The sequence below is a fragment of the Herbaspirillum sp. GW822-FHT03A08 genome, from assembly GCF_058801885.1.
In genome coordinates, this window is sequence record NZ_JBXANR010000002.1 from 492,955 (window position 1) to 518,372 (window position 25,418).

Here is a 25,418-nt window from a genome sequence, read left to right on the forward strand (position 1 = left end):
AATCACGCCATGAAAATCATCTACGCCGGAACTCCCGAATTCGCCGCCACCGCGCTTGAAGCACTGTACGCAGCAGGCCACGAGATCACGCTGGTCCTGACTCAGCCCGATCGCCCGGCCGGACGCGGGATGCAACTGCACGCTTCGCCGGTCAAAGAATGCGCCATCGCGCACGGCACACCAGTGGCGCAGCCGGTGTCGCTGCGCCTGGACGGCAAATATCCCGACGTCGCGCGCGAAGCCCACGAACTGTTGCGCAGTACGCCGCACGACATCATGATCGTTGCCGCCTACGGCCTGATCCTGCCGCGCAGCGTGCTGGATATTCCCCGGCTGGGCTGCCTTAATATTCATGGCTCCCTGCTGCCGCGCTGGCGCGGCGCTGCCCCGATTCATCGCGCCATCGAAGCTGGCGACAGCGAAACCGGCATCACCATCATGCAAATGGAAGAAGGCCTCGATACCGGGCCGATGCTGTTGATGGAAGCCTTGCCGATCAGGGCAACCGATACCACCGGCAGCCTGCACGACAAGCTCGCGGCATTGGGCGCAAGGATGATCGTTGACGCTGTACAAAAGCTGGAGCACGGCACGTTGCCGGCAACGCCGCAGCCCGAAGACGGCGCCAACTACGCCGCCAAGATCAGCAAGGAAGAAGCCGCGCTCGACTTCACGCAACCGGCGGAGGTGCTGGCGCGCAAAATTCGCGCGTTCAATCCCTTCCCCGGCGCTTCCGCTCAGTTCGGCGATGTCACGGTCAAGCTATGGCAGGCGCAGGTCATCGACGAAACGACTCCCGCCGCACCGGGCAGCATCCTCGCCGCGAACGCGCACGACGGCGTCAAAGTCGCCTGCGGCGCCGGCGTGCTGCACATCACGGAGCTGCAAAAGCCGGGCGGAAAACGTTTGCCTGCGGCGGAGTTCCTGAAAGGATTTCCATTGGCGGATGGCGCGTTTCGATAAAACCGCGCTGCAGCAGGCGACAAGCACGAGGAACACATGGATCAACTGGCGGCAATGCGCATCTTCAGGCGCGTGGTCGAAAGCGGCGGTTTCTCTGCCGCGGCCGACGCACTGGATATTTCTCATACGGTGGTGTCGCGCCAGGTACGACAGCTGGAAGACCTGCTCGGTGCGCAATTGCTCAACCGGACCACGCGGCGCTTTTCATTGACCGAAGTCGGGCAGCTGTATTACCAGCGCTGCATCGACATCATCGATCAGGTGGAAGACGCCACGCGCGTCGTTTCGCATCATCAGGCGCGTCCGGCCGGCGTGTTGCGCATCAATGCACCGATGGTGTTCGGTACGCTGGAAGTGCCCAACTGGCTGCCACAATTCATGCAAGCCTATCCCGAACTGAAGGTCGACCTGGTATGCAACGACCGCTTCGTCGATCTCATCAGTGAAGAGTTCGACGTCGGCCTGCGCATCACGCGCAGCTTGCCCGATTCAACACTGGTCGCCAAACGCCTGGCGACCAGCGAAATGGCCTTGGTGGCCTCTCCCGCCTATCTGAAGAAACACGGCATGCCGCGTGAGCCGAAGGACCTGCTGAACCACAACTACCTGGCGTATTCGCTGGCGCTGCAGACCACGGAGCTGGTGTTCGTCGGACCGGATGGAATGGAGCAGACGGTCAGTCTGGGCGGCAACGTGCAGGCCAACACCGGCCTGATCGTCTGCGCAGCAGCGCGCGCCGGCATGGGCATCACGGCGTCGGCCACCTTCGTCGTCCATGAGGATATCAAGCGCGGCGACCTGGTGGAGGTGCTGCCGGAATACCGCCTGCAATCGCGCGACCTCTACGTGCTGTATCCACAGAATCACCATCTCTCGCCCAAGGTGCGGGCCTTCGTGGATTTTCTCAGCGCTTACTATGCGACGCCGCGCTGGGAATATTGACGGTACTGACTAGCTGATTTGTAGTTCCAGAATGGCGTTAGTGGTCAACACGTCGCCGAACGTATCTGCAATCGTGGTCAACGCAGAACGATGCAGGACGTCGTGTGCAATCAATTTTCCATCCGGTGCTTCGATATCTCGTGTTGCCGACGCATCGGCAGCGACGATGACCTCATACCCGGCAGGCACGGCATCGCGCGCTGCACCTGCGACACAGGCATGTGTCATCAGACCGGCAATGATCAGGGTTTTGATGCCGGCGTCTTTCAGACGAACGTCAATGTCAGTGGTCGGAAACACGCTGACTGAACTCTTTTGCAGGAGGGTATGGTGCGCTTCCGGTTGAATTGCAGGATGGATGGCGACGGTATGCCCATCCGCTGCAAAAACCGGCGAACCGGCTGGGGTCACATGCTGAACATGGAAGACCGGCATCTTGTATTGATCGGCAAAGGCAATCAGACGTCGGGCGTTGGCCAGCGCCGTCATGCCATCCGGAATGGGCATCTTGCCGGTGAAGTACTCGTTTTGAAAATCAATGATCAGCAGCGCGGTGCTGCCGGCTTGCAGCGACACCGGCGCAACGGCGCCGGCGATCGTACGGATGGTGGGATGCGACATGGGTTCTTCTCCTGTGGTGATAAGCGACAGGGCGAAGAATAGGTGAGCGGTGACAGGTGCAACAGTAGCGCAGGCTCACAAGATATGTGCGTAATCAGCACATATCGGGAGCACGTCAGTTTCGTTCTGAATGCCAGGATGCCTTATGCCGACATCAGTTTGCCTAACTGCTGCCAGAACAAGTCTGCACCGCGATGCACGTTGTCGTTCCAGTGATCGGCCGCGTCATCGTCCGCCGAATCCGTAATGAACTTGAATGCACGCCACGGCACCCCATATCGATAACAGGTGTGGGCAATGGCGAATAGTTCCATATCAACAACATCCACGCCTTGTTCGGCCAGCCATGGGTCGCTGGCGGTGACGAAGCTGTCCCCGGTGCCGCAAATGGCGTTGCCGTGCCCCGAGGCGTACCGGCTCGGTTCCTCCGACAAGGGTGTGACGCCGCGAGCGGCTAGCGGGATCGCCAACATGTCGCGCTGAATGACGCTGGCGATGTCCAGCAGGCCGTCTATCGCCGGATTGATCTTGCCGGCGGTGCCGAAGTTGACGATCAGTTGCGGCTGGCGTTGCAGAATGGCGGCTGTGGCCGTCGCGGCGGCGTTGATCTTGCCGACACCGGTATAGATGACCTCAACGCTCGCAGGAGCTTCGGCGGCATTCAATTCGGAGGCGAGGGCGGTCAGGATCAGGATTTTCTGGGTCATGGACTATGGTAGTGAGGCGGGATCAGGTCAAACGTGCCGGCAGACAGAGGCAAGTCAGCAGAGGGCCGGGCGGGCGTTTCACGTATAATTTCAAGACTTTACCGATTTGATGAACCCGGCATGCTGCGTGACCGGGTTTTTGCATTGGGTTATTGCATTATTTCATACTGAAGAACCGAGCCATGAAGCCAAACGATCTGTGCCAAACCGAACTGTTGTTGCGCGACCTGATGTCGCAGCGCATCCTCATTCTGGATGGCGCAATGGGCACCATGATTCAGCAATACAAGCTGACGGAAGAAGACTATCGCGGCGAGCGCTTCAAGGACTTCAGCGTGCCCGGCAAGGAATTGTTCGTCAAGGGCAATAACGAACTGCTGAGCCTGACCCAGCCGCACATCATCCAGGAAATCCACGAGAAATACCTGGCCGCCGGCGCCGATCTGATCGAGACGAATACTTTCGGCGCTACCGGCGTGGCGCAGGACGACTATCACATGGCGCATCTCGTCTACGAGATGAACGTGCAATCGGCCAAGCTGGCGCGCGCCGCCTGCGACAAGTATTCGACGCCCGACAAGCCGCGCTTCGTCGCCGGCGCGCTGGGACCGACGCCGAAGACTGCCTCCATTTCGCCGGACGTCAACGATCCTGCCGCGCGCAACGTGACCTTTGATCAACTGGTGGCTTCGTATCTGGAACAGACGCGCGCGCTGGTTGAAGGCGGCGCCGACGTGTTGCTGGTCGAAACCATTTTCGATACGCTCAACTGCAAAGCTGCACTGTTTGCAATCGACATGTTCTTCGAAGAGTCGGGCAAGCGTTTGCCGATCATGATTTCCGGCACCGTCACCGATGCATCGGGCCGCATTCTGTCCGGCCAGACCGTGCCTGCATTCTGGCACTCCATCCGTCATGCGCGTCCGCTGACCGTCGGTCTGAACTGCGCCCTGGGCGCGGCGCTGATGCGTCCTTACGCCGAAGAGTTGTCCAAGATCGCAGACACCTTCGTTTGCATTTATCCGAACGCGGGTTTGCCCAATCCGATGAGCGATACCGGTTTCGACGAGACGCCGGACGTCACCTCGTCGCTGCTGAAAGATTTTGCCGAAAGTGGTTTCGTCAACGTCGCCGGCGGCTGCTGCGGCACCACGCCGGCACACATCAAGGCGATCGCCGACACCGTCGCCACCATCGCGCCGCGCAAGGTCCCGGCAGGCAAGCATGAGATGCTGCTGTCGGGCCTGGAACCCTTCATCATCAACGACGACTCGCTGTACGTGAACGTCGGCGAGCGCACCAACGTCACCGGCTCCAAGGCCTTTGCGCGCTTGATCCTCAACGAGCAATACGACGAAGCGCTGGCCGTTGCACGCCAGCAGGTTGAAAACGGCGCCCAGATTATCGACATCAACATGGACGAAGCGATGCTCGACTCGCAGGCTGCCATGACGCGTTTCCTTAACCTGATCGCATCCGAGCCGGACATCGCGCGCGTGCCGATCATGATCGACTCGTCCAAATGGTCGGTCATCGAAGCCGGTCTCAAGTGCGTGCAAGGCAAGGCCATCGTCAACTCGATTTCGATGAAGGAAGGCGAGGAGAAATTCCTGCACGAAGCCAAGCTGTGCCGTCGCTACGGCGCGGCCGTGATCGTCATGGCCTTCGATGAAGTCGGCCAGGCGGATACCTTCGAGCGCAAGATTGAAATCTGCGAGCGCGCCTATCGCCTGCTGGTCGACAAGGTCGGCTTCCCGCCGGAAGACATCGTGTTTGACCCGAACATCTTTGCGGTCGCCACCGGTATCGAAGAACACAACAACTACGCCGTCGACTTCATCGAAGCGACGCGCTGGATTCATCAGAACCTGCCCTACGCCAAGATCAGCGGCGGCGTCTCCAACGTCAGCTTCAGCTTCCGCGGCAACGACCCGGCGCGTGAAGCGATTCACACCGTGTTCCTGTACCACGCCATCAAGGCCGGCATGACCATGGGCATCGTCAACGCCGGCATGATCGGCGTCTACGATGATCTGCCTGCCGAGTTGCGCGACGCCGTTGAAGACGTGGTGCTGAACCGCCGCCCGGATGCCACCGAACGCATGATCGAAATCGCTGCGACTCTGAAGGCCGGTGACAAGAAAGAAGAAGCTACGCTGGAGTGGCGCAGCGATACGGTTGAAAAGCGTCTCGCCCACGCGCTGGTGCACGGCATCACGCAATGGATCGTCGAAGACACCGAAGAAGCGCGCCAGAATCTCTTGAAGAGCGGCGGTCGTCCGATCCACGTGATCGAAGGCCCGCTGATGGACGGCATGAACGTGGTCGGCGATCTGTTCGGCCAGGGCAAGATGTTCCTGCCGCAGGTGGTGAAATCGGCGCGCGTGATGAAGCAGGCCGTGGCGCATCTGATTCCTTTCATCGAAGAAGAGAAGCGTCTGATCGAGAAGGAAACCGGCGTCGTCGCCAAGCCCAAGGGCAAGATCGTCATCGCCACCGTCAAGGGCGACGTCCACGATATCGGCAAGAACATTGTCTCGGTGGTCCTGCAATGTAATAACTTCGAAGTCGTCAACATGGGTGTGATGGTGCCGTGCTCGCAGATTCTGGCCAAGGCCAAGGAAGAGAACGCCGACATCATCGGCCTGTCCGGCCTGATTACGCCATCGCTCGAAGAGATGGCCTACGTCGCCAAGGAAATGCAACGCGACAGCTACTTCAGCGGCGTCAAGATGCCTTTGCTGATTGGCGGCGCCACCACTTCGCGCGCACATACTGCGGTCAAGATCGCGCCGAATTACTCCGGTCCCGTGGTCTATGTTCCCGATGCTTCGCGCGCCGTCTCGGTGGCGCAATCGCTGCTGACGCCCGAGAGCAAGGATCAGTACATTACCGACATCGAGACTGACTACGAACGCATCCGTGAGCAGCACGCCAACAAGAAGGCCGTGCCGCTGGTGCCGATCGCTGCGGCGCGCGACAACAAGATGCAGCTGGAATTCGCACCGGTCAAACCGAAGTTCATCGGCCGCCGCGTGTTCAAGAATGTGGATCTGGCGACGCTGGCCAAGTACATCGACTGGGGCCCGTTCTTCCAGACCTGGGATCTGGCCGGTCCGTATCCGGCGATTCTGAAAGACGAAGTCGTCGGTGAAGCCGCCACCAAGGTATTCGAAGAAGCGCAGGCGCTGTTGAAGAAAGTCATCGACGGCCGCTGGCTCACCGCCAACGGCATCGTCTCGTTGTTGCCGGCCAATACCGTCAATGACGACGACATCGAGATCTACACCGATGACACGCGTACAAAGGTGGCGCTGACTTATTACGGCGTGCGCCAGCAGACCGAGAAGCCGGTGATTGACGGCGTGGCGCGTCCGAATCAGTGCCTGGCCGACTTCATCGCGCCGAAGGAATCCGGCATCGCCGATTACATCGGCATGTTCGCGGTGACTTCCGGTCTCGGTATCGAGAAGTATGAGAAGCGTTTTGAAGATGCGCACGACGATTATTCATCGATCATGCTGAAGGCCCTGGCCGACCGTCTGGCCGAAGCCTTCGCCGAATATCTGCACGAGCGCGTGCGTACCGATCTGTGGGGCTACGTGTCGCAGGAGTCGCTGACTGCCGAAGAGCTGATCAAGGAAAAATACGTCGGCATCCGTCCTGCCGCCGGCTATCCGGCCTGCCCGGAACATACGGTCAAGGCCGAAGCGTTCAAGGTCATGCAGTGCGATGAAATCGGCATGACCGTCACCGAGTCGTACGCCATGTTCCCGGGAGCGTCGGTATCGGGCTTCTACTTCGCCCATCCGGAATCGAAGTACTTCGTGGTCGGTAAGATCGGCGACGATCAGGTGACCGACATGGCCGAACGCCGCGGCGTCGCCAAGGAAGACGTGGAGCGCTGGCTGGCGCCGAACTTGTCCTGATAGCTGTTTTTACGTACTCTTTTATTTAACTTTCTATTTCGTTTCTTCATTTTTTCTCCTTGCGCCATGATCGATTCCGCCGACAACGTCACCCACATGTTGCCCGTCACCGGGCCGATGCGCCTGAACTTTCATACCGATCAGCCGGATGCGGCACGGGTTTTCGTCGCCGATCTGAATCAGGACTTGCTGGGCGACTGGATCGTCACGCTGAGCTGGACCGGCAAGCCGCAAGTCCGTGGCGGCGGCCGCGTCACGGTGGTCAACGATCAGGAAGCCGGCTTCAAAATGATCCAGAAGATCGCGCAGAAAAAAGAGAAAAGCGGTTACCGGCTGGTGTAAGCGGTCGACGATTGCGCGTAGAAAATACGCGGCAATTCATCCTCAACGCATCTTCAGTCCCTCTCAAAACGCGCAGGCATGTTCCTGCGCGTTTTTGCTTTGCAGTCCCTTGCCTGCAACCTTGTTCGTCTCGTGTTAGGCTGTCCTCCGCCGTGTCGTGACGAAAGCATTGTCGTATTGATCAATATCGCATTGATCATCCCGCGCTGATCAATGCATCGTCTCCACGGCAGGAGACCAGACATATCAATAAACGAGACGGAGAACCCGCGCGTGACTTCCACCCCTGCAGCATCCACCAACAATCATCCACCGTCGGAAACCGACTCTTCCTACGCCGTCGTGCGCCTGCTCATCACGCTGGTGCTGATGGTCATCGGCGCCAGCGGCATGTATGTCGTCGCAGTCGTGTTGCCGGCCGTGCAGGCGGAGTTCGGCGTTGCGCGTGGCGTGGCGTCAATGCCTTATACCTTGTCGATGATCGGCTTCGGCATCGGCGGCATGCTCATGGGCAAGATGGCGGATCGTTTCGGCGTGATGATTCCCTTGCTGGTGGGGGCGGTCTGTCTGGGTCTCGGCTTCATCCTTGCCGCCATGGCGCCGAACATTATCGTGTTCACGCTGGCGCATGGTCTGCTGATCGGTTTGTGCGGCAGCTCGGCGACGTTTTCGCCATTGATCGCCGACACCTCGCTGTGGTTCGTGCGCCGTCGCGGCATTGCCGTGGCAGTCTGCGCCAGCGGCAACTATCTGGGCGGCGCCATCTGGCCGCCGATCGTGCAGCACTTTGTCGAGGCCGTCGGCTGGCGTCAGACATATATCGGCCTGGGTATCGTCTGCTTCATCGTCATGGGCGGCCTGGCCTTGCTGATGCGCCGTCGTCCGCCGATTGCGACAGTGGCGGCTGCACGCGGCGGCGTTGATCTGTCGTCCGAGCGGCCTTTCGGTTTGCCGATGGGCAAAGCCCAGTTGCTGCTATGTGTGGCTGGCGTGGCCTGTTGCGTGGCCATGGCGATGCCGCAGGTGCATATCGTGGCGTATTGCGGCGACCTCGGCTATGGCGCTGCGCGCGGGGCGCAGATGCTGTCGCTGATGCTGGCGTGCGGCGTGGTCAGCCGTCTGATTTCGGGGCTGATCTGCGACCGCATCGGCGGCTTGCGCACGCTGCTGCTGGGTTCGGCTTTGCAGGGGATCGCCTTGCTGTTGTTCCTGCCTTTCGACGGACTGGCCTCGCTGTATGTCATCTCAGCATTGTTCGGTTTGTTCCAGGGCGGTATCGTGCCGTCCTACGCGATCATCGTGCGCGAATACTTTCCGGCACGCGAAGCCGGCGGCCGCGTCGGTGCCGTGATCATGTGCACCATGCTGGGCATGGCGCTGGGCGGCTGGATGTCCGGCCAGATTTTCGATCTGACCGGCTCTTATCACGCCGCCTTCCTCAATGGCATCCTCTGGAACCTGCTTAACCTCAGCATCGGCGTCTTCTTGCTGCGACGGACATTGCGCAAGCACGATGGCGGCAGCAGTAGCGGCAGCCTTCAAGGCGCAAGCGCGTAGGGTCATAAACACTAGCGGTTGCACGGACATATTGGTTTGATTTAGCGGCGCGCCTGCATTACGCTATCGGCATTGCAGGCAGCCGCCTGCGAGCGTTTGTCTTTTTCGCTGGCCGTCGCGCCGGAAAGCTCCACCATGCTGATCATTTTTCTCAAGGCCGTCTTGCTGATCCCGGTGACCTTGCTGCCGATTCTCAATCCTTTCGGCATCGCCCCGGTCTTCGCCAATCTGCTCGGCGACGTGCCGCGCCAGGTCGAGAACCGTGTCGCGCGCCAGGTGGCGATCAATTGCTGGTTTTTGCTGGTCGGCGCGATTTTCATCGGGTCGCACGTGCTGACCTTCTTCGGTATCTCGCTGCCCATCGTGCGCATCGGCGGCGGGATTCTGGTCGCGGTGTCGGGCTGGCGCTTGCTGAGTGACAACGAACATGAATCGTCGATCAAGACGCAGGTCGCCAAAACCTATGACGACGAATCGAATGAAGAACTGAAGGCGCGCAGTTTCTATCCCATCAGCTTCCCGCTGACGGTCGGTCCCGGGACAATTGCCGCTTCGATCACGCTGGGAGCGAACACGCCGGCGCGGCTGGTGGACTGGGTCATGTCGATCGGCAGCGCAGCGCTGGGATCGGCCTTGACGGTGCTGGTGGTGTATCTGTGCTATCGCTCGGCCAACAAGATCGTGAGTCTGCTGGGACGGCTGGGCACCATGGTGGTGCTGCGTCTGTCCGCGTTCATCCTGTTATGCATCGGGATACAGATTTTCTGGTCGGGCTTCACCGGCTTGCTGGTCGAAACAGGTTTGCTGCCGCCCTGAATAAATCACAAACTTCAGTGCAGCAAACCGCGTTCGCCGAGCAGATCTTGCACCAGCTCCAGCCTTAGCACGGGATTGTCGAGCGCCAGCAGGTTTTGCTTTTGTTCCACGCTCATCGGCAGCATTTCGCTCCAGCGATTGGCGACCCAGCCGCAATCATCCAGCCGATAAGGCGCGGCGACCGGGATCTCACTTTCCGGGATCGCATGGTTCTTCAGCGACGCCAGCAAATTCATCAACGCCGTCACGGTGTTTTGCAATTCTTCCGGTACGGGAACGCTCTGGTCTTTCTCCAGCGGCTCGACCTGTGCCATCCACAAACCATGTTTGAGTTGCTCCTTGGAGGTCACCCGAAAACGCGTGGTGCCGCTGCAGGAAATACGCAGCAAGCCCTGCACCGGCGCCGACCATTCATTGATATGCGCCAGCGTGCCGACGGAGACGAAGGTCTCCACCTGTCCCGGCCGGCGCACTTCATTGCCTGAGGTCAGCGCCACCACGCCGAACGAGGTGCCGTTGGCGATGCACTTGTTGATCATGTCCAGATAGCGCACTTCAAAGATCTGCAAGGGCAGGCGGCCATCCGGAAAGAGGGCGGAACCCAGCGGGAAAAGCGGAATGGTGTTCATGAACTGGATCTGCCGGATGATGTTCAAAGGTCACCTGTGTTCGCTTAAGTACGCAAAACGTAGCGGTTTTCGCTGATGCACTCATAACGCTGCACGATGTAGCCGTTATCGTCGACGCTTTCCAGATACACATCGAATTGCCACAGCCGCGCCATATGGCGCAGGACTTCGTTGGTACTGTCGCCCAGCGATCGGCCGTCGCTGCGGAAGTGCCGCAAGGTCAGGCTGCGGTTACCGCGCGTATTGACCGACCACACCTGGATGTTGGGTTCGCGGTGGTTGATATCGTACTGGCGCGACAAGGCCTGCCGCACGTATTGATAGCCGCTTTGATTGTGAATCGCCGAGACTTCCAGTTCGCTGCGGCTCTCGTCGTCGAGTACCGCGAACATGCGCATGTCGCGCATCAGTTTGGGCGACAGATATTGCGCGACGAAACTCTCATCCTTGAAATTGCGCATCACGTAATGCAGCGTGTCCAGCCAGTTGCTGCCGGCCATGCCGGGAAACCATTCGCGGTCTTCGTCGGTCGGATTTTCGCAGATGCGGCGAATGTCGCTCATCATCGAAAAGCCCAGCGCGTAAGGATTGATGCCGTTGTAATACGGCTTGGTGATCGGTGGCTGAAACACCACGTTGCTGTGCGAATGCAGGAATTCCATCATGAAGCCGTCGGTCAGCTTGCCCTGGTCGTACATGGTGTTGAGCAGGGTGTAATGCCAGAACGTCGCCCAGCCTTCGTTCATGACCTGGGTCTGCCGCTGTGGATAAAAATACTGGCCGACCTTGCGCACGATGCGGATGACTTCGCGTTCCCACGACTCCAGCAGCGGAGCATTTTTCTCGGCGAAGTACAGCAGATTTTCCTGCGGCTCCGGTGGAAAGCGTTCTTCGACCTGCGTGGCAGCGGTTTCCTTCTTCGCCGGCAAGGTCCGCCACAGTTCATTGACTTGCGATTGCGCATAGGCTTCGCGCTCGCGCTGCTGTGCACGTTCTTGCGCCAGCGACATCCGCTGAGGGCGTTTGTAGCGGTCGACGCCGTAGTTCATCAGTGCGTGGCAGGAGTCCAGCAATTCTTCGACGCGGTCAAAGCCGTAACGCTCTTCGCATTCAGCGATATAGCCTTTGGCGTAGACCAGATAGTCGATGATCGCGCTGGCATCGGTCCACAGCTGGAACAGGTAGTTGCCCTTGAAAAAAGAGTTGTGCCCGTACGCCGCATGTGCCACCACCAGCGCCTGCATCGTCATCGTGTTCTCTTCCATCAGATAGGCGATGCAAGGATTGGAGTTGATCACGATTTCGTAGGCCAGACCCATCTGGCCGCGCTTGTAATCCCGTTCGGTCGACAAGAAGTGCTTGCCGAACGACCAATGGCGGTAATTCACCGGCATGCCCGAAGACGCGTAGGCATCCATCATCTGTTCGGCGGAAATGATCTCCAGCTGGATCGGATAGATATCCAGTTTGTAGCTCGCCGCCACCTTGGCGATTTCTTCGTTGTAGCGCTCGATCAGCTCGAAGCTCCAGTCCGAAGGACAAGGCAGGGGATCATGTTTGGTAGGCGGCGTGAGCGGCGTATTCAGTCGCGTATTCATGCATGGACCTGCTTTTCAAAAAGTTCGCGGAAGACGGGATAGATCTCCGCCGCGGATTGCACTTTCTTCATCGCAAAATGCGGATTCTCGGACAGCATCTGCGTGTACTCGGTCCACAGGTTCTGTTCCGGCTCAGCCACCTGGATATAGGCAAAGTAGCGGCACATCGGCAGGATTTCCTGTTCCAGAATGGCGCGGCATTTCGGCGAGTCGTCATTCCAGTTGTCGCCGTCGGAAGCCTGTGCGCCGTAAATGTTCCATTCACTGGACGGATAACGTTCCTTGATGATCTGCTGCATCAGCTCCAGTGCGCTCGATACGACAGTGCCGCCGCTTTCCTGCGAATGGAAGAAGGTGTCTTCATCGACTTCATCGGCACGCGTGTGATGGCGGATGAAGACCACTTCGATGTGTTCGTAATTGCGCGTCAGGAACAGGTACAGCAGGATGAAGAAACGCTTCGACAAATCCTTGCGCTGCTCATCCATCGAACCCGACACGTCCATCACGCAAAACATGACGGCGCGGCTCGACGGTTGCGGCTGGCGTACGCGATTGACGTAGCGCAGATCGAACGGATCAATGAACGGGATGCGCCAGATGCGGCCTTTGAGGTGATGGATTTCCTCTTCCAGCAGATGGATTTCGGCCCGCTTGTCGGCCGGATCCTTGTTCAGATCGTACAGCTGTTCTTCCAGCTCGCGCAGCCTGGCCACCAGCGGGCCGCCCAGCGCAATGCGCCGGCCCAGCGAGCTGCGCAGCGAACGCACGATGTCGATATTGTTGGGCGAACCGTCGACCGAATAACCGGCGCGCATGTTCTTCCAGTTGGGGATCGACATCAGGTTGGTCTGAATCAGGCGCGGCAATTCCAGGTCTTCGAAGAAGTACTGCATGAACTCTTCACGCGACAACTCGAAGGTAAACTCATCCTGGCCTTCGCCTTCATTGCTGGCGGTACTGCCGCCGTCCCCGGAACCGCCGCTGCGGCGCGGGATGCGATCGCCCTGCAGATAGTCCTGATTGCCTGGATGCACGATTTCACGCTTGCCGCCGCGGCCATGATGGAAGGCCGGTTCGGAAATATCCTTGCGTGGAATGGTGATGCTCTTGGAGCTTTCGATGTCCTTGATACTGCGATCGCGCACCGCTTCGGTAACGGAACGCCGGATATCGCTGCGAAAGCGGCGTAGAAACCGCTCCCGGTTGGCGATGCTTTTATTCTTGCCAGCTAGCCTACGGTCGATGATCTGATGCAACAAGTCCGTTCTCCTGCTAGTGGTACAACGGGCGGGCTGCCGTTAGGTGACGCTATCTGTCATAGGCAACCCGCTTCCCCAGGTTCAAGAGGATTTGCGCACGCGCAAATACCATTCGCACAGCAAACGCACCTGCTTCGGCGTGTAACCCTTGCTGACCATGCGATTGACGAAGTCTTCGTGCTTTTGCATTTCTTCGGTCGAACCCTTGGCGTTGAAGGAGATCACCGGCAGCAAGTCCTCAGTGTTGGAGAACATTTTCTTCTCGATCACCACGCGCAGTTTTTCGTAACTGGTCCACAGCGGATTCTTGCCGCCGTTGTTCACGCGCGCACGCAGGACGAAGTTGACGATCTCGTTGCGGAAGTCTTTCGGATTGCTGATGCCGGCCGGCTTCTCGATCTTTTCCAGTTCTGCGTTCAAGGAGGCGCGGTCGAAACTTTCGCCGGTGTCGTGATCGCGGAATTCCTGATCCTGGATCCAGAAGTCTGCGTACGTGACATAGCGATCGAATACGTTCTGGCCATATTCCGAATACGACTCCAGATACGCGGTCTGGATTTCCTTGCCGATGAATTCCGCATAGCGCGAGGCTAGCGTATCCTTGACGAAGGACAGATACTTTTGCTCCTGCTCGGGCGGGAACTGCTCGCGCTCGATCTGTTGCTCCAGCACGTACATCAGGTGCACCGGATTGGCGGCGACTTCAGTGGTGTCGAAGTTGAACACGCGCGACAGAATCTTGAACGCGAAGCGTGTCGAGATGCCGGTCATGCCTTCGTCGACGCCGGCGTAGTCGCGGTATTCCTGATATGACTTAGCCTTGGGGTCGGTGTCTTTCAGGTTCTCGCCGTCATACACCTGCATCTTGGAAATCAGGCTGGAGTTTTCCGGCTCGCCCAGGCGCGTCAGGATCGAGAACTGCGCCATCATCTTCAGCGTGCCCGGTGCGCAGATGGCCTTGGCCAGCGAGGAAGTGCGGATCAGTTTTTCGTAGATGCGGATTTCTTCCGACACGCGCAGGCAATACGGCACCTTGACGATATAAATACGGTCGAGCAGCGCTTCGTTGTTCTTGTTGTTGCGGAAGGCCTTCCACTCCGATTCGTTGGAGTGAGCCAGAATGACGCCATCGAAGGGAATCGCGCCGAAGCCCTCGGTACCCTTGAAGTTGCCTTCCTGGGTCGCGGTCAGCAGCGGATGCAAGACCTTGATCGGCGCCTTGAACATTTCGACGAATTCCAGCAAGCCCTGATTCGACAGGCACAGGCCGCCTGAGTAACTGTAGGCGTCGGCATCGTCCTGCGAGTATTGTTCGAGCTTGCGGATATCGACTTTGCCCACCAGCGTGGAAATATCCTGATTGTTTTCGTCGCCCGGTTCGGTCTTGGAAATCGCGATCTGGCGCAGGATCGATGGGTAGCGCTTGACTACGCGGAACTGGCGGATATCGCCGTTGAATTCATGCAGGCGCTTGACTGCCCACGGGCTCAGGATGGATTTGAGATAGCGGCGCGGAATGCCGAACTGCTCTTCCAGAATTTGGCCGTCTTCTTCGTAATCGAACAAGCCCAGCGGCGATTCATTGACCGGCGAACCTTTGATCGAATAGAAGGGGATGTGCTCCATGAGCTGTTTGAGGCGCTCGGCGATGGATGATTTGCCACCGCCGACCGGACCCAGCAGATACAGGATCTGCTTCTTTTCTTCCAGGCCTTGTGCGGCATGGCGGAAGTAAGCGACAACTTGCTCGATGACTTCTTCCGCGCCGTAAAATTCTTTGAAGGCCGGGTAGACCTTGATGACCTTGTTGGCGAACAAGCGAGACAAACGAGGATCTTCGCGAGTGTCGACCTTCTCAGGTTCGCCAATCGCCATCAGCATGCGTTCTGCGGCCGATGCATACACAGCTGGGTCGTTCTTGCAAAGACTCAGGTATTCTTCGAGCGAAAATTCTTCTTCTCTGGTTTTGTCAAAGCGACTCGCAAAGCTGCTGTAGATATCCATACCACCTCCGTAACTTCAATGAGACAACAAATTGCAAATTGAATACGTGCGTTATGTTCTTAGATTTATCGACCGCGTTTCCTGAGTACTGCTGCTGATCACTTTCCCTATCGTGTGCGCGCTTGAATTTTTCAACTTTGCACACCTGAGAACTTCGACCAGAAAATTAAATTTTCGTTTTTATTCTATTCCTTTTTTATAGAAGCAATGTGCCGCATTTGGTTTCAGCCTACTGCGAAATCATTTTCCTATATTCAAAAACACCCGGCGTTTTGCCAGCCATCTTTTCGATATGCCGAAGCGCTTGATTTTCGGAAGATTTTTTGCGCTTATCCCTATTCCTTAAATGGTTGAGCGAGAACGCCGGTTGACCTTGGCGGAAGATTTGTCCGGCGGATGCGCAAACGAATCAGCGCAGGGCTTGCGGGGTCGCGCGCGATGATTTTTATGTACGCAGTTTTCATGCATTATGGCGATGCAAGTTTGATGCCGGGTGGCAGCAGCGACGGCGGTGCAGTTCGGAAAGCGTTTTCAGCGCGTTTAAAAAGTTGCTGTTTTGCATGTTTTGCATTGTTGCTTTCTTGCCATGTGACCTGTGCGCCACGCGTCGGCCATAAGTTACGGCCTATGTCTTTTGTCTTTCTGATAGCTGAAAAACGAATTTCTCCGGGGTGCAGACGCTTTTTGATGCCGGGGAGGCGGGAGGACGCTTTCAGAGACTGTCTTCGGGAAAGACGGAAAGTGGATAAGTCATTGACAAACAAGTGAAAAATGCAGTCTAATTCAGGGTTCACCATCCGTTGAATTGCGTTCGTGCTGTGGCCTAGCGGTTTCGGCTCTCAAATGTCTCTCAGATATGTATAAAGAGACACGCGCAGAAAAACAGAAATTCCGCGGAGATTCCGAAGTATTTTTGCCGATTATTGATTAAGTAAGCGAGTCCAACATGAAACGTACCTACCAACCTTCCGTCGTGCGTCGTAAGCGTACCCACGGTTTCCGCGCACGCATGGCAACCCGTGGTGGCCGCGCTGTGATCAACGCACGCCGCGCCAAGGGCCGCAAGCGTCTGGCAGCGGTTTAATACCTGCTCCATACAACGCCAGAAAAGTGCGCTGCTGTTTGTGTGACAGGCGATTCTTCCTATCTCTACTCACGCGATCAGCGAATCGTTAAAACGGATGAGTTTTCATCCGTTTTTCGTTTGCGACCGGTGTATCGTACAGCGCATTTCGTACTGTATGCCCGCAACAACGACTTGCCGCTAGCCCGTCTGGGTGTCGTCGCCGCCAAACGCATGGCGCCGCGTGCGGTCACCCGGAACACGATCAAGCGCGTTACCCGCGAATTGTTCCGGCAAACGGCATTGGCATTGCCCCAGGTAGATTGCATCGTGCGTTTGTCGAAGCCGGTCAACAGCAAGAGCGGACCGGCGACCAACGCGAAATTGAAAGCGGAATTGCGCGAAGAGCTGTCACAGTTGTTCACCTTTTTGCTGAACGCGACAGCCTTTGCCAGGAAGCCGGGAAATAAGTGATGAAAACGCCTTTACTCCTGCTGTTACGCGCCTACAAGCTGGGAGTCAGCCCCTATCTCGGGCAGAATTGCCGTTTCTATCCCAGCTGTTCGGACTATGCAGCAGAAGCCATTCGCCGCCATGGCGCATGGAAAGGCAGCGTGCTTGCCGGCAAACGCCTGTGCAAGTGCCATCCCTGGCATCCAGGCGGACTCGATCCCGTGCCTGAATCCACCACCCCAGATTCTTCCTCTCCCACTGTAACCGCTGGCGGTTGCAGCCACTCCTGATTTATTGGTCAATACTCTTATGGATATCAAACGTACCGTCCTGTGGGTTGTCTTCTCGTTTTCCCTGTTGTTGCTCTGGGATAGCTGGCAACGCCATAACGGCAAGCCGTCGATGTTTTTTCCGACGGCAACCCAAGAGGCGACACCGGCAGCTGCCGGCGCTGACCCGTCCAAATCGCCGGTGCCGCAGGTTGCCGGCGCTGCCGGCACCACCGCCAGCGCAGCTGACGTCGCTGGCGGCCTGCCGGCTGCCAAGGGCGAGACCATCACCATCACGACTGACGTCGTCAAGGCTGACATCGACACCGTCGGCGGCGAACTCAAGCGTCTGGAACTGCTGAAGCACCGCGACACCGTCGACCCGACCAAGAACCTGGTCCTGTTCGACTCCAGCGCCGGTCACACCTATCTGGCTGAATCCGGCCTGATCGGCGGCCAGTTCCCGACCCACAAGTCGATCTTCACCGCCAAGCCGGGCGCACGTGCGCTGGACAACGGCAATGAAGTCCAACTGGTGCTGGAAGCGCAGGAAAACGGCGTCAAGCTGACCAAGACCTATACCTTCAAGCGCGGCGACTATGTCATCGATCTGAAGCACACCGTCACCAACGACAGCGCTGCCGCGATCACACCATCGCTGTACCTGCAACTGGTGCGCGACGGCAACAAGCCGGGCGGCGAATCGCACTTCTACAGCACCTTTACCGGTCCTGCGGTCTACACCGATGCCGAAAAATTCCAGAAGCTGACCTTCGAGAAGATCGAAGAAGGCAAGGAACAGCACGCCAACAAGTCCGACAACGGCTGGATCGCGCTGGTGCAACACTATTTCGTCTCGGCGTTCATTCCGCCTGAAAAAGCGCAGCGCGACATCTTCACCAAGAAGATCGGCACCAACCTGTACGCAGTCGGCAACATCCTGCCGCTGGGTTCGGTTGCACCGGGCGCCAGCGTCACCATGGATGCACGTCTGTACTCCGGTCCGCAAGAATCTTCCGTGCTGGAAAAGACCACGCCGGGCCTTGAACTGGTCAAGGATTATGGCTGGCTGACCATCATCGCCAAGCCGATCTTCTGGCTGATGATTCACATCCATGCCTACGTCGGCAACTGGGGCTGGACCATCATCCTGCTGACCATGTTGATCAAGGCAGTCTTCTTCCCGCTGTCGGCTGCCAGCTATCGCAGCATGGCCAAGATGAAGGCTGTCACGCCGAAGATGACCGCGATCCGCGAGCGTCACAAAGGCGATCCGCAAGCGATGAACCGCGAAATGATGTCGCTGTACAAGACCGAAAAGATCAACCCGCTCGGCGGCTGTCTGCCGATCGTGATTCAGATCCCGGTGTTCATTTCGCTGTACTGGGTGCTGCTGGCCAGCGTTGAAATGCGCGGCGCGCCATGGCTGGGCTGGATCCACGATCTGACCGCACCTGACCCGTTCTACATTCTGCCGGTGCTGATGGCTGTGTCGATGTTCATCCAGACCAAGCTCAACCCGACTCCTCCGGATCCGGTGCAAGCCAAGGTCATGATGTTCATGCCGATCGTGTTCTCGGTGATGTTCTTCTTCTTCCCGTCCGGCCTCGTGCTGTACTGGGTCGTGAACAACGTCCTGTCGATCACGCAGCAATGGGTCATCACCCGAAAGCTGCAGGCAGGTAAGGCTTAACGACCTGCTTGTGAGTCACTTGTTAGTCGAAAAAGCCCGTGGCATGATTTTCACGGGCTTTTTTTTCGTCTTTGTTTTCCTACTTTTTGAAAAGCAGTGCGCACCATGACTCTCGACACTTCTCCCATCGCCGCCATCGCCACCGCTCCAGGACGCGGCGGCATCGGCGTGGTCCGCATCTCAGGCAAAAATCTGTGGCCCGTGGTCCAGGCTATTTGCGGCAAGGACGAAAGCTCGCTGACGCCACGTCAGGCGACGTATCTGCCGTTCAGGCGTGCCGATGGCAGTGCGATCGATCAGGGGCTGGCGATCTATTTCAAAGCGCCGCACTCCTATACCGGCGAAGACGTGCTGGAGTTGCAAGGCCACGGCGGCCCGGTGGTCATGCAGATGCTGCTGGCGCGCTGCCTTGAAGCCGGCATCGAAATCGGCCTGCGTCTGGCGGAGCCGGGCGAATTCACGCAACGCGCCTTCCTCAACGACAAGCTCGATCTGGCGCAAGCCGAAGCAGTCGCCGACCTGATCGAAGCATCGACGGAAGCCGCTGCCAAGTCGGCTTCGGAATCCTTGTCCGGCGCCTTCTCCAAAGTCATTCACGATCTGGTCAACAAGGTCACCAACCTGCGCATGCTGGTCGAAGCGACACTGGATTTTCCGGAAGAAGAAATCGACTTCCTCGAACAGTCCGACGCGCGCGGCCAGCTCGCCGCCATCCGCGCCACGCTCGACGACGTCTTCATGCACGCCTCGCAAGGCGCTTTGCTGCGCGACGGCCTCAATGTGGTATTGGCAGGCAAGCCCAACGTCGGCAAGTCGTCGCTGCTTAACGTGCTGGCCGGCTCTGACGTCGCCATCGTCACACCGATCGCCGGCACCACGCGCGACAAGGTCACCGAAACCATCCAGATCGAAGGCATGCCGCTCAACATCATCGATACCGCCGGCATCCGTGAAGCCGGCGATGACGGCAGCGGCCCCGACGAAGTCGAACGCATCGGCATCGAACGCACCTGGGGCGAAGTCGCGAAAGCTGATGTCATCCTGCACATGCTCGACGCCGATCGCGGCCCGACACTGGAAGACGAAAAGATCACCGAGCGTTTTCCCGACGGCATTCCCGTCATCCGCATCTGGAACAAGATCGACCGTTCCGGCCATAAGCCCGCCGTTGATCAGATGTCCGACGCCACGCATATCTATCTGTCAGCCACCGATCATCTCGGTATCGACTTGTTGCGCGGTGAACTGCTGCGCATCGCCGGCTGGCAGCAGACGGTCGAATCGCGCTACCTTGCGCGTGAACGCCATCTGATCGCGCTGAAGGCGGCGCGCGAATATCTGGAAAGTGCGGCGGCGCACGCGTCGGTCGACAATCAGTCCAGCGACCAAGCGCTCGATTTGTTTGCGGAAGAACTGCGCCTGGCGCAGGAGCGTTTGAGCAGCATTACCGGCAAGTTCACGCCGGACGATTTGCTGGGCGTGATCTTCTCGCGCTTCTGCATCGGCAAGTAATAGGGAAAGATGAAGAGGGCGGACCTGCCGGGAAGGATGTGAGACACGATCCTGTAACGAATGTTACAGGGTGTAAAAACGATAGAAGGGCGGGTGAGGGGACGGTATCTTGAGCACTCCCTCCCCTCCAATTCATCACCCCCCTGAGGATTGGATTTAACCCGCGAGCCGCAAGGCCTGCGGGTTTTTTTCTGCCTGATGGTCTGCTACTTCTGCCGTCAGACTTCTTCGGTGCGATCGTGCGGCGCGGTCTGCAAGATCGCCGACGGTGGATACAACTGCATGGCGTTGTGCAATTTGCCGATGGCGCGGCACATGTCTTCAAAGCCGCTGGCTTCCACCTTCGATTTGAACTGGTAGATGGTGCCGTCGACCCAGACTTCGCGCTCAGCTTCTCTGAGGATGTTCATGGGTTTGTCTCCGTATGCTTTTTTATGTGCTCAAATATTAGCACGGTGCGTCGGAAACGCAAGCCGGAAGCGGGTTGCAGCGCGGTAGTTTCTTGTTGCAATACCTTGCCGACGCTGCGCAGCTTTTGTTTGTACAGTCGCACGGCGATCAATGTTTGTCGACGGGATTATCATGCGACGTCTTGCTTTGCCGGTTGGCGCCATTGCCTTGTTGTTTTCGCTGGGCGGCTGCGTCTGCGCGCCCTGACTGTGCGGCCCCGGCCCGGGCGGCTGGGGCGGTCCTCGTGGCGGTGGAGATGGCGCGGGCCGCGCTGAAGCTAAGGTTTGAGCTGCACTTGAGGCGTGACATTACGCAGCGTCCGCAGCGTTCCGGGGTGTGCTCTGCAGACCGGAAAAACACCTGCTAAGATGCCCGTCTGCTCGTTTTGCAGAGCAACATATTTCACTCATCTGGAGCCACAATGTCGCAAACCAACCCACGCGTTGCCGATCATCCTATCGATCCCCAATTCCTGAACCGCTGGTCGCCGCGCGCCTACACCGGTGCCGATATTTCCGAAGAAACCGTCCTGACCTTTCTGGAAGCCGCGCGCTGGGCGCCGTCTGCTTATAATTCTCAACCATGGCGTTTCGTGTTCGCCCGTCGCGGCACACCGCAGTGGGACAGCCTGCTGGGCTTGCTGAATGAATTCAACCGCAGCTGGGCGGAAAAGGCATCGGTCCTGATCATCGTATTGTCCAAGACCACCATGATCCCTCCGGGCACAACGACCCCCGTTCCTGCCGGCACGCACGCGTTCGACACCGGTTCGGCGTGGGCTTATCTGGCGTTGCAAGCCAGCCTGTCGGGTTGGCATGCGCATGCGATGGCCGGTTTCGACAAAGAAAAGTCGCGTATCGAACTGGGCGTTCCTGCTGAATATTCGATTGAAGCTGCTGTGGCCATCGGCAAATTGGGCGACAAATCGATCCTGCCGGAAGGTCTGCAAGCCCGTGAAGTGCCCGGCCCGCGCGAGCCGCTGAGCAAATTGGCGTTCGAAGGCAAATTTCAGGATTAATTTGTAGAAAAGTACTGGAATTCCTGGGAAAGCTCCGCTATAATTGCGGTCTTTCAGCGAGACTGAAAACCAAATCTGGAGTGGTAGTTCAGTTGGTTAGAATACCGGCCTGTCACGCCGGGGGTCGCGGGTTCGAGCCCCGTCCGCTCCGCCAAAACACGAACGCCTGCTTAGTGCAAACTAAGCAGGCGTTTTTGTTTGGGCGTTCATTTTATGCCCGAAGGGCATAGCCAAATTAGCGGAGCGGAGTGAGGCGCCTGCGCGGCTCTCGGCGGCTCATTTTCTTATCCTGAAGGGATTCGCTTGCAAGCGAATCGGCGGCCCGCGGAACGTGGGCGGCCCCCAATGCTCCACAAAAGCAAAAACGCCGCTTAGTGCAAATTAAGCGGCGTTTTTTCGTCGTACAAAGAGTTAAGAAAGTCTAGGGGCTAACTCCCGGTCGAATCTCACTTCCCCTTCCTCTCCGTAGTCAGTTGCTCCACCACATGCCGCGGCGCCTCTGCATAATGCTTGAACTCCATGGTGTAAGTCGCGCGCCCCTGTGTCGCCGACCGCAGCGACGTCGAGTAGCCGAACATTTCCGACAGCGGCACTTCAGCCTTGATGATCTTGCCGCCACCGCCGGCGATTTCATCCATGCCTTGCACCATGCCGCGACGCGACGACAAGTCGCCCATCACAGTTCCTGCATAGTCTTCCGGCGTTTCCACCTCGACTGCCATCATCGGCTCCAGCAGCACCGGGCTGGCCCGGCGCATGCCTTCCTTGAACGCCATCGAACCGGCCATGCGGAAGGCATTTTCGTTCGAGTCGACGTCATGGTAAGAGCCGAACGTCAGCGTCGCACGGATATCGACCACCGGATAACCGGCCAGCACGCCGCTGCCCAGCGTCTCCTGAATGCCCTTGTCGACCGCAGGAATGAATTCGCGCGGCACCACGCCGCCCTTGATGGCGTCGACGAATTCGTAGCCCTTGCCGGGTGGCAGCGGTTCCAGCTTCAGCACCACGTGGCCGTACTGGCCGCGTCCGCCGGATTGCTTGACGAATTTGCCTTCGACATCTTCGACGGTCGAACGAATCGCTTCGCGGTAAGCCACCTGCGGCTTGCCGACGGTCGCCTCGACATTGAATTCACGTTTCATGCGATCAACCAGAATTTCCAGATGCAGCTCGCCCATGCCGGAAATAATGGTCTGGCCCGATTCTTCATCGGTGCGCACGCGGAACGACGGATCTTCCTGCGCCAGGCGGTTCAGGGCAATGCCCATCTTTTCCTGGTCGGCCTTGGTCTTCGGTTCCACTGCCTGCGAAATCACCGGCTCAGGGAAGACCATGCGTTCCAGGATGATCACGTGATCGGGATCGGTCAGCGTGTCGCCGGTGGTGACGTCCTTCAGACCGACTGCAGCTGCGATATCGCCCGCATACACTTCCTTGATTTCCTTGCGTTCATTCGCATGCATTTGCAGAATGCGGCCCAGGCGTTCCTTCTTGCCCTTGATCGGGTTGTAGACGGTGTCGCCCGAATTGACCATGCCCGAATAGGCACGGAAGAAAACCAGCTGACCGACGAACGGGTCGGTCATGATCTTGAATGCCAGCGCCGAGAATTTTTCGTCGTCGGAAGGATGGCGTTCAATCTCATTGTCGTCTTCATCGTGACCCTTGATCGCCGGCACGTCGATCGGCGACGGCAGGTAATCGATCACGGCGTCGAGCATGGCTTGCACTCCCTTGTTCTTGAAGGCGCTGCCGGCCAGCATCGGCACGATCTCACCGGCAATGGTGCGCAGGCGCAGGCCGTGCTTGATGTCGGCTTCGGTCAGCGGCGTGCCGCTGAGATACTTCTCCAGCAGTTGTTCGTTGGCTTCCGCAGCTTGCTCAATCATCTTGTCGTGCCACTCGCGCGCGGTCTCCTCGAGGTCGGCCGGAATCGGCTGGTACTCGAATTTGACGCCCTGGCTTTCTTCATCCCAGATGATCGCTTTCATCTTGACGAGGTCGATCACGCCCTGGAAATTGTCTTCTGCACCGATAGGAATCTGGATCGGCACGGCGTTGCCTTTCAGACGCTCGCCGATCTGTTTCTGCACGCGGAAAAAATCCGCGCCGACGCGGTCCATCTTGTTGACGAACGCCATGCGCGGCACGGCGTACTTGTTCGCCTGGCGCCACACGGTTTCAGATTGCGGCTGCACGCCGCCGACAGAGTCATAGACCATGACGGCGCCGTCGAGCACGCGCATCGAGCGTTCGACTTCGATCGTGAAGTCGACGTGGCCCGGCGTGTCGATGATGTTGATGCGATGCTCCGGATAATTGCCGGCCATGCCCTTCCAGAAGGCGGTGGTGGCGGCGGAGGTGATCGTGATGCCACGTTCCTGCTCCTGCTCCATCCAGTCCATGGTGGCGGCGCCATCATGCACTTCACCGATCTTGTGGTTGACACCGGTATAAAACAGGATGCGCTCGGTGGTTGTGGTTTTACCGGCATCGATGTGCGCACTGATACCGATGTTTCGGTAATGTTCTATACGGGTCTTGCGGGTCATGACATTTCCTTTCGCTGCATTTTCACTACATCATTGGATGAAACCGGCGGAAAGCAATCGCGGCGGAATCACATTATGCGCATATTTTGGCGTTGTATGTGATTCGCCGATACTGGTCGAAAGTCTGGTTATGGCCCAGCTTCCTGCTCTTTCCTGTTATTTCCGATTTCCCTGTTTGCTTTCCTGTCGCCAAGACAAAAAAGCTTTCGCATCATCATAGTCAGTATTTATGTAATGCGTGTTACATAATAGTTTTTTGCTGAAAATGTTGTCAAGGTATTTTTGTAATTTAAATTAAAGTAAGCTACACTGGTCGCAGAAAATCCACGGCAATGTGATCATGAAGGAGAATTCCCATGCAGCAAACAAGAGGGCGGCCGCGCAGTTTCGATCGAGACGAAGCGCTACGCCTGGCAATGCAGGTATTTTGGAGCAAGGGCTACGAAGGCACGACCATGGCCGATCTGACGACTGCCATCGGCGTCAAGGCGCCTAGTCTCTACGCCGCATTCGGCGACAAGAATGCATTGTTCCGCGAAGCCGTCGAGTTTTATTCGACAACGACCGCAGCGGCGCCGATGAATGCCTTGAAAGAAGGCCTCGGTGTGCGTGAAGAAATATTCAATATGCTGCATTCCAGTATCGACACTTTTGCCGGCAAGGGATGCATGGTGGTGACATCGGCCATCAATTGCGCACCGGAAAACAGCGCGCACGCTGAAGAATTGCGGGCGCGCCGACACAAAAAGCGCGCCGCACTGGACAAGCGCTTCCACCAGGCGCAAACACAGGGAGAGTTGAGTGCCGATGCAGATATCGACGGCCTCAGCGACTTCTACACGGCCGTGCTGCACGGCCTGTCACTGAGCGCGCGCGACGGGGTGAGTTGCGAGCGCCTGGCCAACACGATTTGCCACGCCATGAAAGCGCTCGACGCCGTGCTGGTGGCGCCAAAGAAAAAACGCGCCGTGCAATAAAAAACGCCGGAAGATCCAGGGATCCGCCGGCGTTCTTCTTATGGTGTCGAGCGTGAAG

At 58.0% G+C, this 25,418-nt stretch carries 22 protein-coding genes and 1 tRNA gene; 14 read left to right on the forward strand and 9 right to left on the reverse strand.

From position 1 onward, the window contains the following. The first annotated feature begins 9 nt into the window (after nucleotides 1-9). Together fmt and AC1RN6_RS07290 are read left to right on the forward strand one after the other, a co-directional pair. On the forward strand, nucleotides 10-963 hold the full coding sequence (gene fmt / locus AC1RN6_RS07285) for a methionyl-tRNA formyltransferase (protein WP_493004213.1): 954 nt from the start codon (nucleotides 10-12) through the stop codon (nucleotides 961-963). Between the two features lie 36 nt (nucleotides 964-999). Next, the gene (locus AC1RN6_RS07290; protein ID WP_493004215.1) at nucleotides 1,000-1,905 is read left to right on the forward strand and encodes a LysR family transcriptional regulator; all 906 of its coding nucleotides are present in this window, start codon (nucleotides 1,000-1,002) and stop codon (nucleotides 1,903-1,905) included. A gap of 9 nt (nucleotides 1,906-1,914) precedes the next feature. On the opposite strand, the gene AC1RN6_RS07295 is transcribed toward AC1RN6_RS07290, so the two are convergent. Both AC1RN6_RS07295 and AC1RN6_RS07300 read right to left on the reverse strand, forming a co-directional pair. Beyond that, nucleotides 1,915-2,526, reverse strand: coding sequence for a cysteine hydrolase family protein (locus AC1RN6_RS07295; protein WP_493004217.1), 612 nt, complete (start codon nucleotides 2,524-2,526; stop codon nucleotides 1,915-1,917). 143 nt (nucleotides 2,527-2,669) lie between these two features. Continuing rightward, a complete protein-coding gene (locus AC1RN6_RS07300) occupies nucleotides 2,670-3,233 on the reverse strand; it encodes a phosphorylase family protein (protein ID WP_493004218.1) in 564 nt (187 codons plus the stop codon). 182 nt (nucleotides 3,234-3,415) lie between these two features. Between AC1RN6_RS07300 and metH the strand changes: the two genes are divergently transcribed. The 4 genes from metH to AC1RN6_RS07320 all read left to right on the forward strand — a co-directional run bounded on the left by metH (nucleotide 3,416) and on the right by AC1RN6_RS07320 (nucleotide 9,877). Continuing rightward, on the forward strand, nucleotides 3,416-7,162 hold the full coding sequence (metH, locus tag AC1RN6_RS07305) for a methionine synthase (RefSeq protein ID WP_493004219.1): 3,747 nt from the start codon (nucleotides 3,416-3,418) through the stop codon (nucleotides 7,160-7,162). Nucleotides 7,163-7,228: 66 nt separating this feature from the next. Continuing rightward, entirely contained in the window at nucleotides 7,229-7,504 is a 276-nt protein-coding gene (locus AC1RN6_RS07310; RefSeq protein WP_007883155.1) for a hypothetical protein, read from the forward strand. 369 nt (nucleotides 7,505-7,873) lie between these two features. Then, nucleotides 7,874-9,061, forward strand: coding sequence for an MFS transporter (locus AC1RN6_RS07315; protein WP_493004738.1), 1,188 nt, complete (start codon nucleotides 7,874-7,876; stop codon nucleotides 9,059-9,061). A 135-nt stretch (nucleotides 9,062-9,196) separates the two neighbouring features. Beyond that, the gene (locus tag AC1RN6_RS07320; RefSeq protein WP_493004220.1) at nucleotides 9,197-9,877 is read left to right on the forward strand and encodes a MarC family protein; all 681 of its coding nucleotides are present in this window, start codon (nucleotides 9,197-9,199) and stop codon (nucleotides 9,875-9,877) included. A gap of 14 nt (nucleotides 9,878-9,891) precedes the next feature. Here the strand turns inward: AC1RN6_RS07320 and AC1RN6_RS07325 are convergent, their stop codons facing one another. The 5 genes from AC1RN6_RS07325 to AC1RN6_RS07345 all read right to left on the reverse strand — a co-directional run bounded on the left by AC1RN6_RS07325 (nucleotide 9,892) and on the right by AC1RN6_RS07345 (nucleotide 16,167). Beyond that, a complete protein-coding gene (locus tag AC1RN6_RS07325; RefSeq protein WP_493004221.1) occupies nucleotides 9,892-10,506 on the reverse strand; it encodes an LON peptidase substrate-binding domain-containing protein in 615 nt (204 codons plus the stop codon). Between the two features lie 44 nt (nucleotides 10,507-10,550). Beyond that, nucleotides 10,551-12,104 (reverse strand): SpoVR family protein, encoded by a 1,554-nt coding sequence (locus AC1RN6_RS07330; protein ID WP_493004222.1) that lies wholly within the window; start codon nucleotides 12,102-12,104, stop codon nucleotides 10,551-10,553. Beyond that, nucleotides 12,101-13,366 carry a YeaH/YhbH family protein gene (locus tag AC1RN6_RS07335; RefSeq protein ID WP_493004223.1) on the reverse strand — a complete coding sequence of 422 codons (1,266 nt, stop codon included), beginning with the start codon at nucleotides 13,364-13,366 and terminating at the stop codon, nucleotides 12,101-12,103. The genes AC1RN6_RS07330 and AC1RN6_RS07335 overlap by 4 nt, the downstream gene beginning before the upstream one ends. 81 nt (nucleotides 13,367-13,447) lie before the next feature. Next, nucleotides 13,448-15,370 (reverse strand): PrkA family serine protein kinase, encoded by a 1,923-nt coding sequence (locus tag AC1RN6_RS07340; protein ID WP_094562351.1) that lies wholly within the window; start codon nucleotides 15,368-15,370, stop codon nucleotides 13,448-13,450. Nucleotides 15,371-15,837: 467 nt separating this feature from the next. After that, the gene (locus AC1RN6_RS07345) at nucleotides 15,838-16,167 is read right to left on the reverse strand and encodes a hypothetical protein (RefSeq protein ID WP_493004226.1); all 330 of its coding nucleotides are present in this window, start codon (nucleotides 16,165-16,167) and stop codon (nucleotides 15,838-15,840) included. A 149-nt stretch (nucleotides 16,168-16,316) separates the two neighbouring features. Here AC1RN6_RS07345 and rpmH point away from each other — a divergent pair, with 149 nt between their 5' ends. The 5 genes from rpmH (at nucleotide 16,317) to mnmE (ending at nucleotide 20,360) form a co-directional block, all read left to right on the forward strand. Then, on the forward strand, nucleotides 16,317-16,454 hold the full coding sequence (gene rpmH, locus AC1RN6_RS07350; protein WP_006461360.1) for a 50S ribosomal protein L34: 138 nt from the start codon (nucleotides 16,317-16,319) through the stop codon (nucleotides 16,452-16,454). Nucleotides 16,455-16,496: 42 nt separating this feature from the next. Further along, a complete protein-coding gene (gene rnpA, locus AC1RN6_RS07355) occupies nucleotides 16,497-16,907 on the forward strand; it encodes a ribonuclease P protein component (RefSeq protein ID WP_493004228.1) in 411 nt (136 codons plus the stop codon). Then, entirely contained in the window at nucleotides 16,907-17,176 is a 270-nt protein-coding gene (gene yidD, locus AC1RN6_RS07360) for a membrane protein insertion efficiency factor YidD (protein WP_094562352.1), read from the forward strand. The genes rnpA and yidD overlap by 1 nt, the downstream gene beginning before the upstream one ends. A gap of 19 nt (nucleotides 17,177-17,195) precedes the next feature. After that, nucleotides 17,196-18,848, forward strand: coding sequence for a membrane protein insertase YidC (yidC, locus tag AC1RN6_RS07365; protein WP_493004230.1), 1,653 nt, complete (start codon nucleotides 17,196-17,198; stop codon nucleotides 18,846-18,848). A gap of 105 nt (nucleotides 18,849-18,953) precedes the next feature. Next, nucleotides 18,954-20,360: a tRNA uridine-5-carboxymethylaminomethyl(34) synthesis GTPase MnmE gene (mnmE, locus tag AC1RN6_RS07370; RefSeq protein ID WP_493004232.1), complete on the forward strand. Its 1,407-nt coding sequence runs from the start codon at nucleotides 18,954-18,956 to the stop codon at nucleotides 20,358-20,360. A 218-nt stretch (nucleotides 20,361-20,578) separates the two neighbouring features. On the opposite strand, the gene AC1RN6_RS07375 is transcribed toward mnmE, so the two are convergent. Then, nucleotides 20,579-20,770: a hypothetical protein gene (locus AC1RN6_RS07375; RefSeq protein WP_050476320.1), complete on the reverse strand. Its 192-nt coding sequence runs from the start codon at nucleotides 20,768-20,770 to the stop codon at nucleotides 20,579-20,581. 461 nt (nucleotides 20,771-21,231) lie between these two features. Between AC1RN6_RS07375 and AC1RN6_RS07380 the strand changes: the two genes are divergently transcribed. Next, on the forward strand, nucleotides 21,232-21,828 hold the full coding sequence (locus AC1RN6_RS07380; RefSeq protein ID WP_493004235.1) for a nitroreductase family protein: 597 nt from the start codon (nucleotides 21,232-21,234) through the stop codon (nucleotides 21,826-21,828). A gap of 77 nt (nucleotides 21,829-21,905) precedes the next feature. Next, a tRNA-Asp gene (locus tag AC1RN6_RS07385) sits at nucleotides 21,906-21,982 on the forward strand. Nucleotides 21,983-22,274: 292 nt separating this feature from the next. Here the strand turns inward: AC1RN6_RS07385 and fusA are convergent. Continuing rightward, nucleotides 22,275-24,383, reverse strand: coding sequence for an elongation factor G (gene fusA / locus AC1RN6_RS07390; protein ID WP_493004238.1), 2,109 nt, complete (start codon nucleotides 24,381-24,383; stop codon nucleotides 22,275-22,277). Between the two features lie 356 nt (nucleotides 24,384-24,739). On the opposite strand from fusA, the gene AC1RN6_RS07395 reads away from it, so the two are divergent. After that, on the forward strand, nucleotides 24,740-25,360 hold the full coding sequence (locus tag AC1RN6_RS07395; protein WP_493004240.1) for a TetR/AcrR family transcriptional regulator: 621 nt from the start codon (nucleotides 24,740-24,742) through the stop codon (nucleotides 25,358-25,360). The last annotated feature ends 58 nt before the right edge of the window (nucleotides 25,361-25,418 follow it).

Excerpts from the sequence above, each read along its gene's own strand:
- fmt (WP_493004213.1), top strand. The coding sequence starts at position 10 with ATGAAAATCATCTACGCCGGAACTCCCGAATTCGCCGCCACCGCGCTT.
- AC1RN6_RS07290 (WP_493004215.1), top strand. The coding sequence starts at position 1,000 with ATGGATCAACTGGCGGCAATGCGCATCTTCAGGCGCGTGGTCGAAAGC.
- AC1RN6_RS07295 (WP_493004217.1), bottom strand. The coding sequence starts at position 2,526 with ATGTCGCATCCCACCATCCGTACGATCGCCGGCGCCGTTGCGCCGGTG.
- AC1RN6_RS07300 (WP_493004218.1), bottom strand. The coding sequence starts at position 3,233 with ATGACCCAGAAAATCCTGATCCTGACCGCCCTCGCCTCCGAATTGAAT.
- metH (WP_493004219.1), top strand. The coding sequence starts at position 3,416 with ATGAAGCCAAACGATCTGTGCCAAACCGAACTGTTGTTGCGCGACCTG.
- AC1RN6_RS07310 (WP_007883155.1), top strand. The coding sequence starts at position 7,229 with ATGATCGATTCCGCCGACAACGTCACCCACATGTTGCCCGTCACCGGG.
- AC1RN6_RS07315 (WP_493004738.1), top strand. The coding sequence starts at position 7,874 with ATGGTCATCGGCGCCAGCGGCATGTATGTCGTCGCAGTCGTGTTGCCG.
- AC1RN6_RS07320 (WP_493004220.1), top strand. The coding sequence starts at position 9,197 with ATGCTGATCATTTTTCTCAAGGCCGTCTTGCTGATCCCGGTGACCTTG.
- AC1RN6_RS07325 (WP_493004221.1), bottom strand. The coding sequence starts at position 10,506 with ATGAACACCATTCCGCTTTTCCCGCTGGGTTCCGCCCTCTTTCCGGAT.
- AC1RN6_RS07330 (WP_493004222.1), bottom strand. The coding sequence starts at position 12,104 with ATGAATACGCGACTGAATACGCCGCTCACGCCGCCTACCAAACATGAT.
- AC1RN6_RS07340 (WP_094562351.1), bottom strand. The coding sequence starts at position 15,370 with ATGGATATCTACAGCAGCTTTGCGAGTCGCTTTGACAAAACCAGAGAA.
- AC1RN6_RS07345 (WP_493004226.1), bottom strand. The coding sequence starts at position 16,167 with ATGGTGAACCCTGAATTAGACTGCATTTTTCACTTGTTTGTCAATGAC.
- rpmH (WP_006461360.1), top strand. The coding sequence starts at position 16,317 with ATGAAACGTACCTACCAACCTTCCGTCGTGCGTCGTAAGCGTACCCAC.
- yidD (WP_094562352.1), top strand. The coding sequence starts at position 16,907 with ATGAAAACGCCTTTACTCCTGCTGTTACGCGCCTACAAGCTGGGAGTC.
- yidC (WP_493004230.1), top strand. The coding sequence starts at position 17,196 with ATGGATATCAAACGTACCGTCCTGTGGGTTGTCTTCTCGTTTTCCCTG.
- mnmE (WP_493004232.1), top strand. The coding sequence starts at position 18,954 with ATGACTCTCGACACTTCTCCCATCGCCGCCATCGCCACCGCTCCAGGA.
- AC1RN6_RS07375 (WP_050476320.1), bottom strand. The coding sequence starts at position 20,770 with ATGAACATCCTCAGAGAAGCTGAGCGCGAAGTCTGGGTCGACGGCACC.
- AC1RN6_RS07380 (WP_493004235.1), top strand. The coding sequence starts at position 21,232 with ATGTCGCAAACCAACCCACGCGTTGCCGATCATCCTATCGATCCCCAA.
- fusA (WP_493004238.1), bottom strand. The coding sequence starts at position 24,383 with ATGACCCGCAAGACCCGTATAGAACATTACCGAAACATCGGTATCAGT.
- AC1RN6_RS07395 (WP_493004240.1), top strand. The coding sequence starts at position 24,740 with ATGCAGCAAACAAGAGGGCGGCCGCGCAGTTTCGATCGAGACGAAGCG.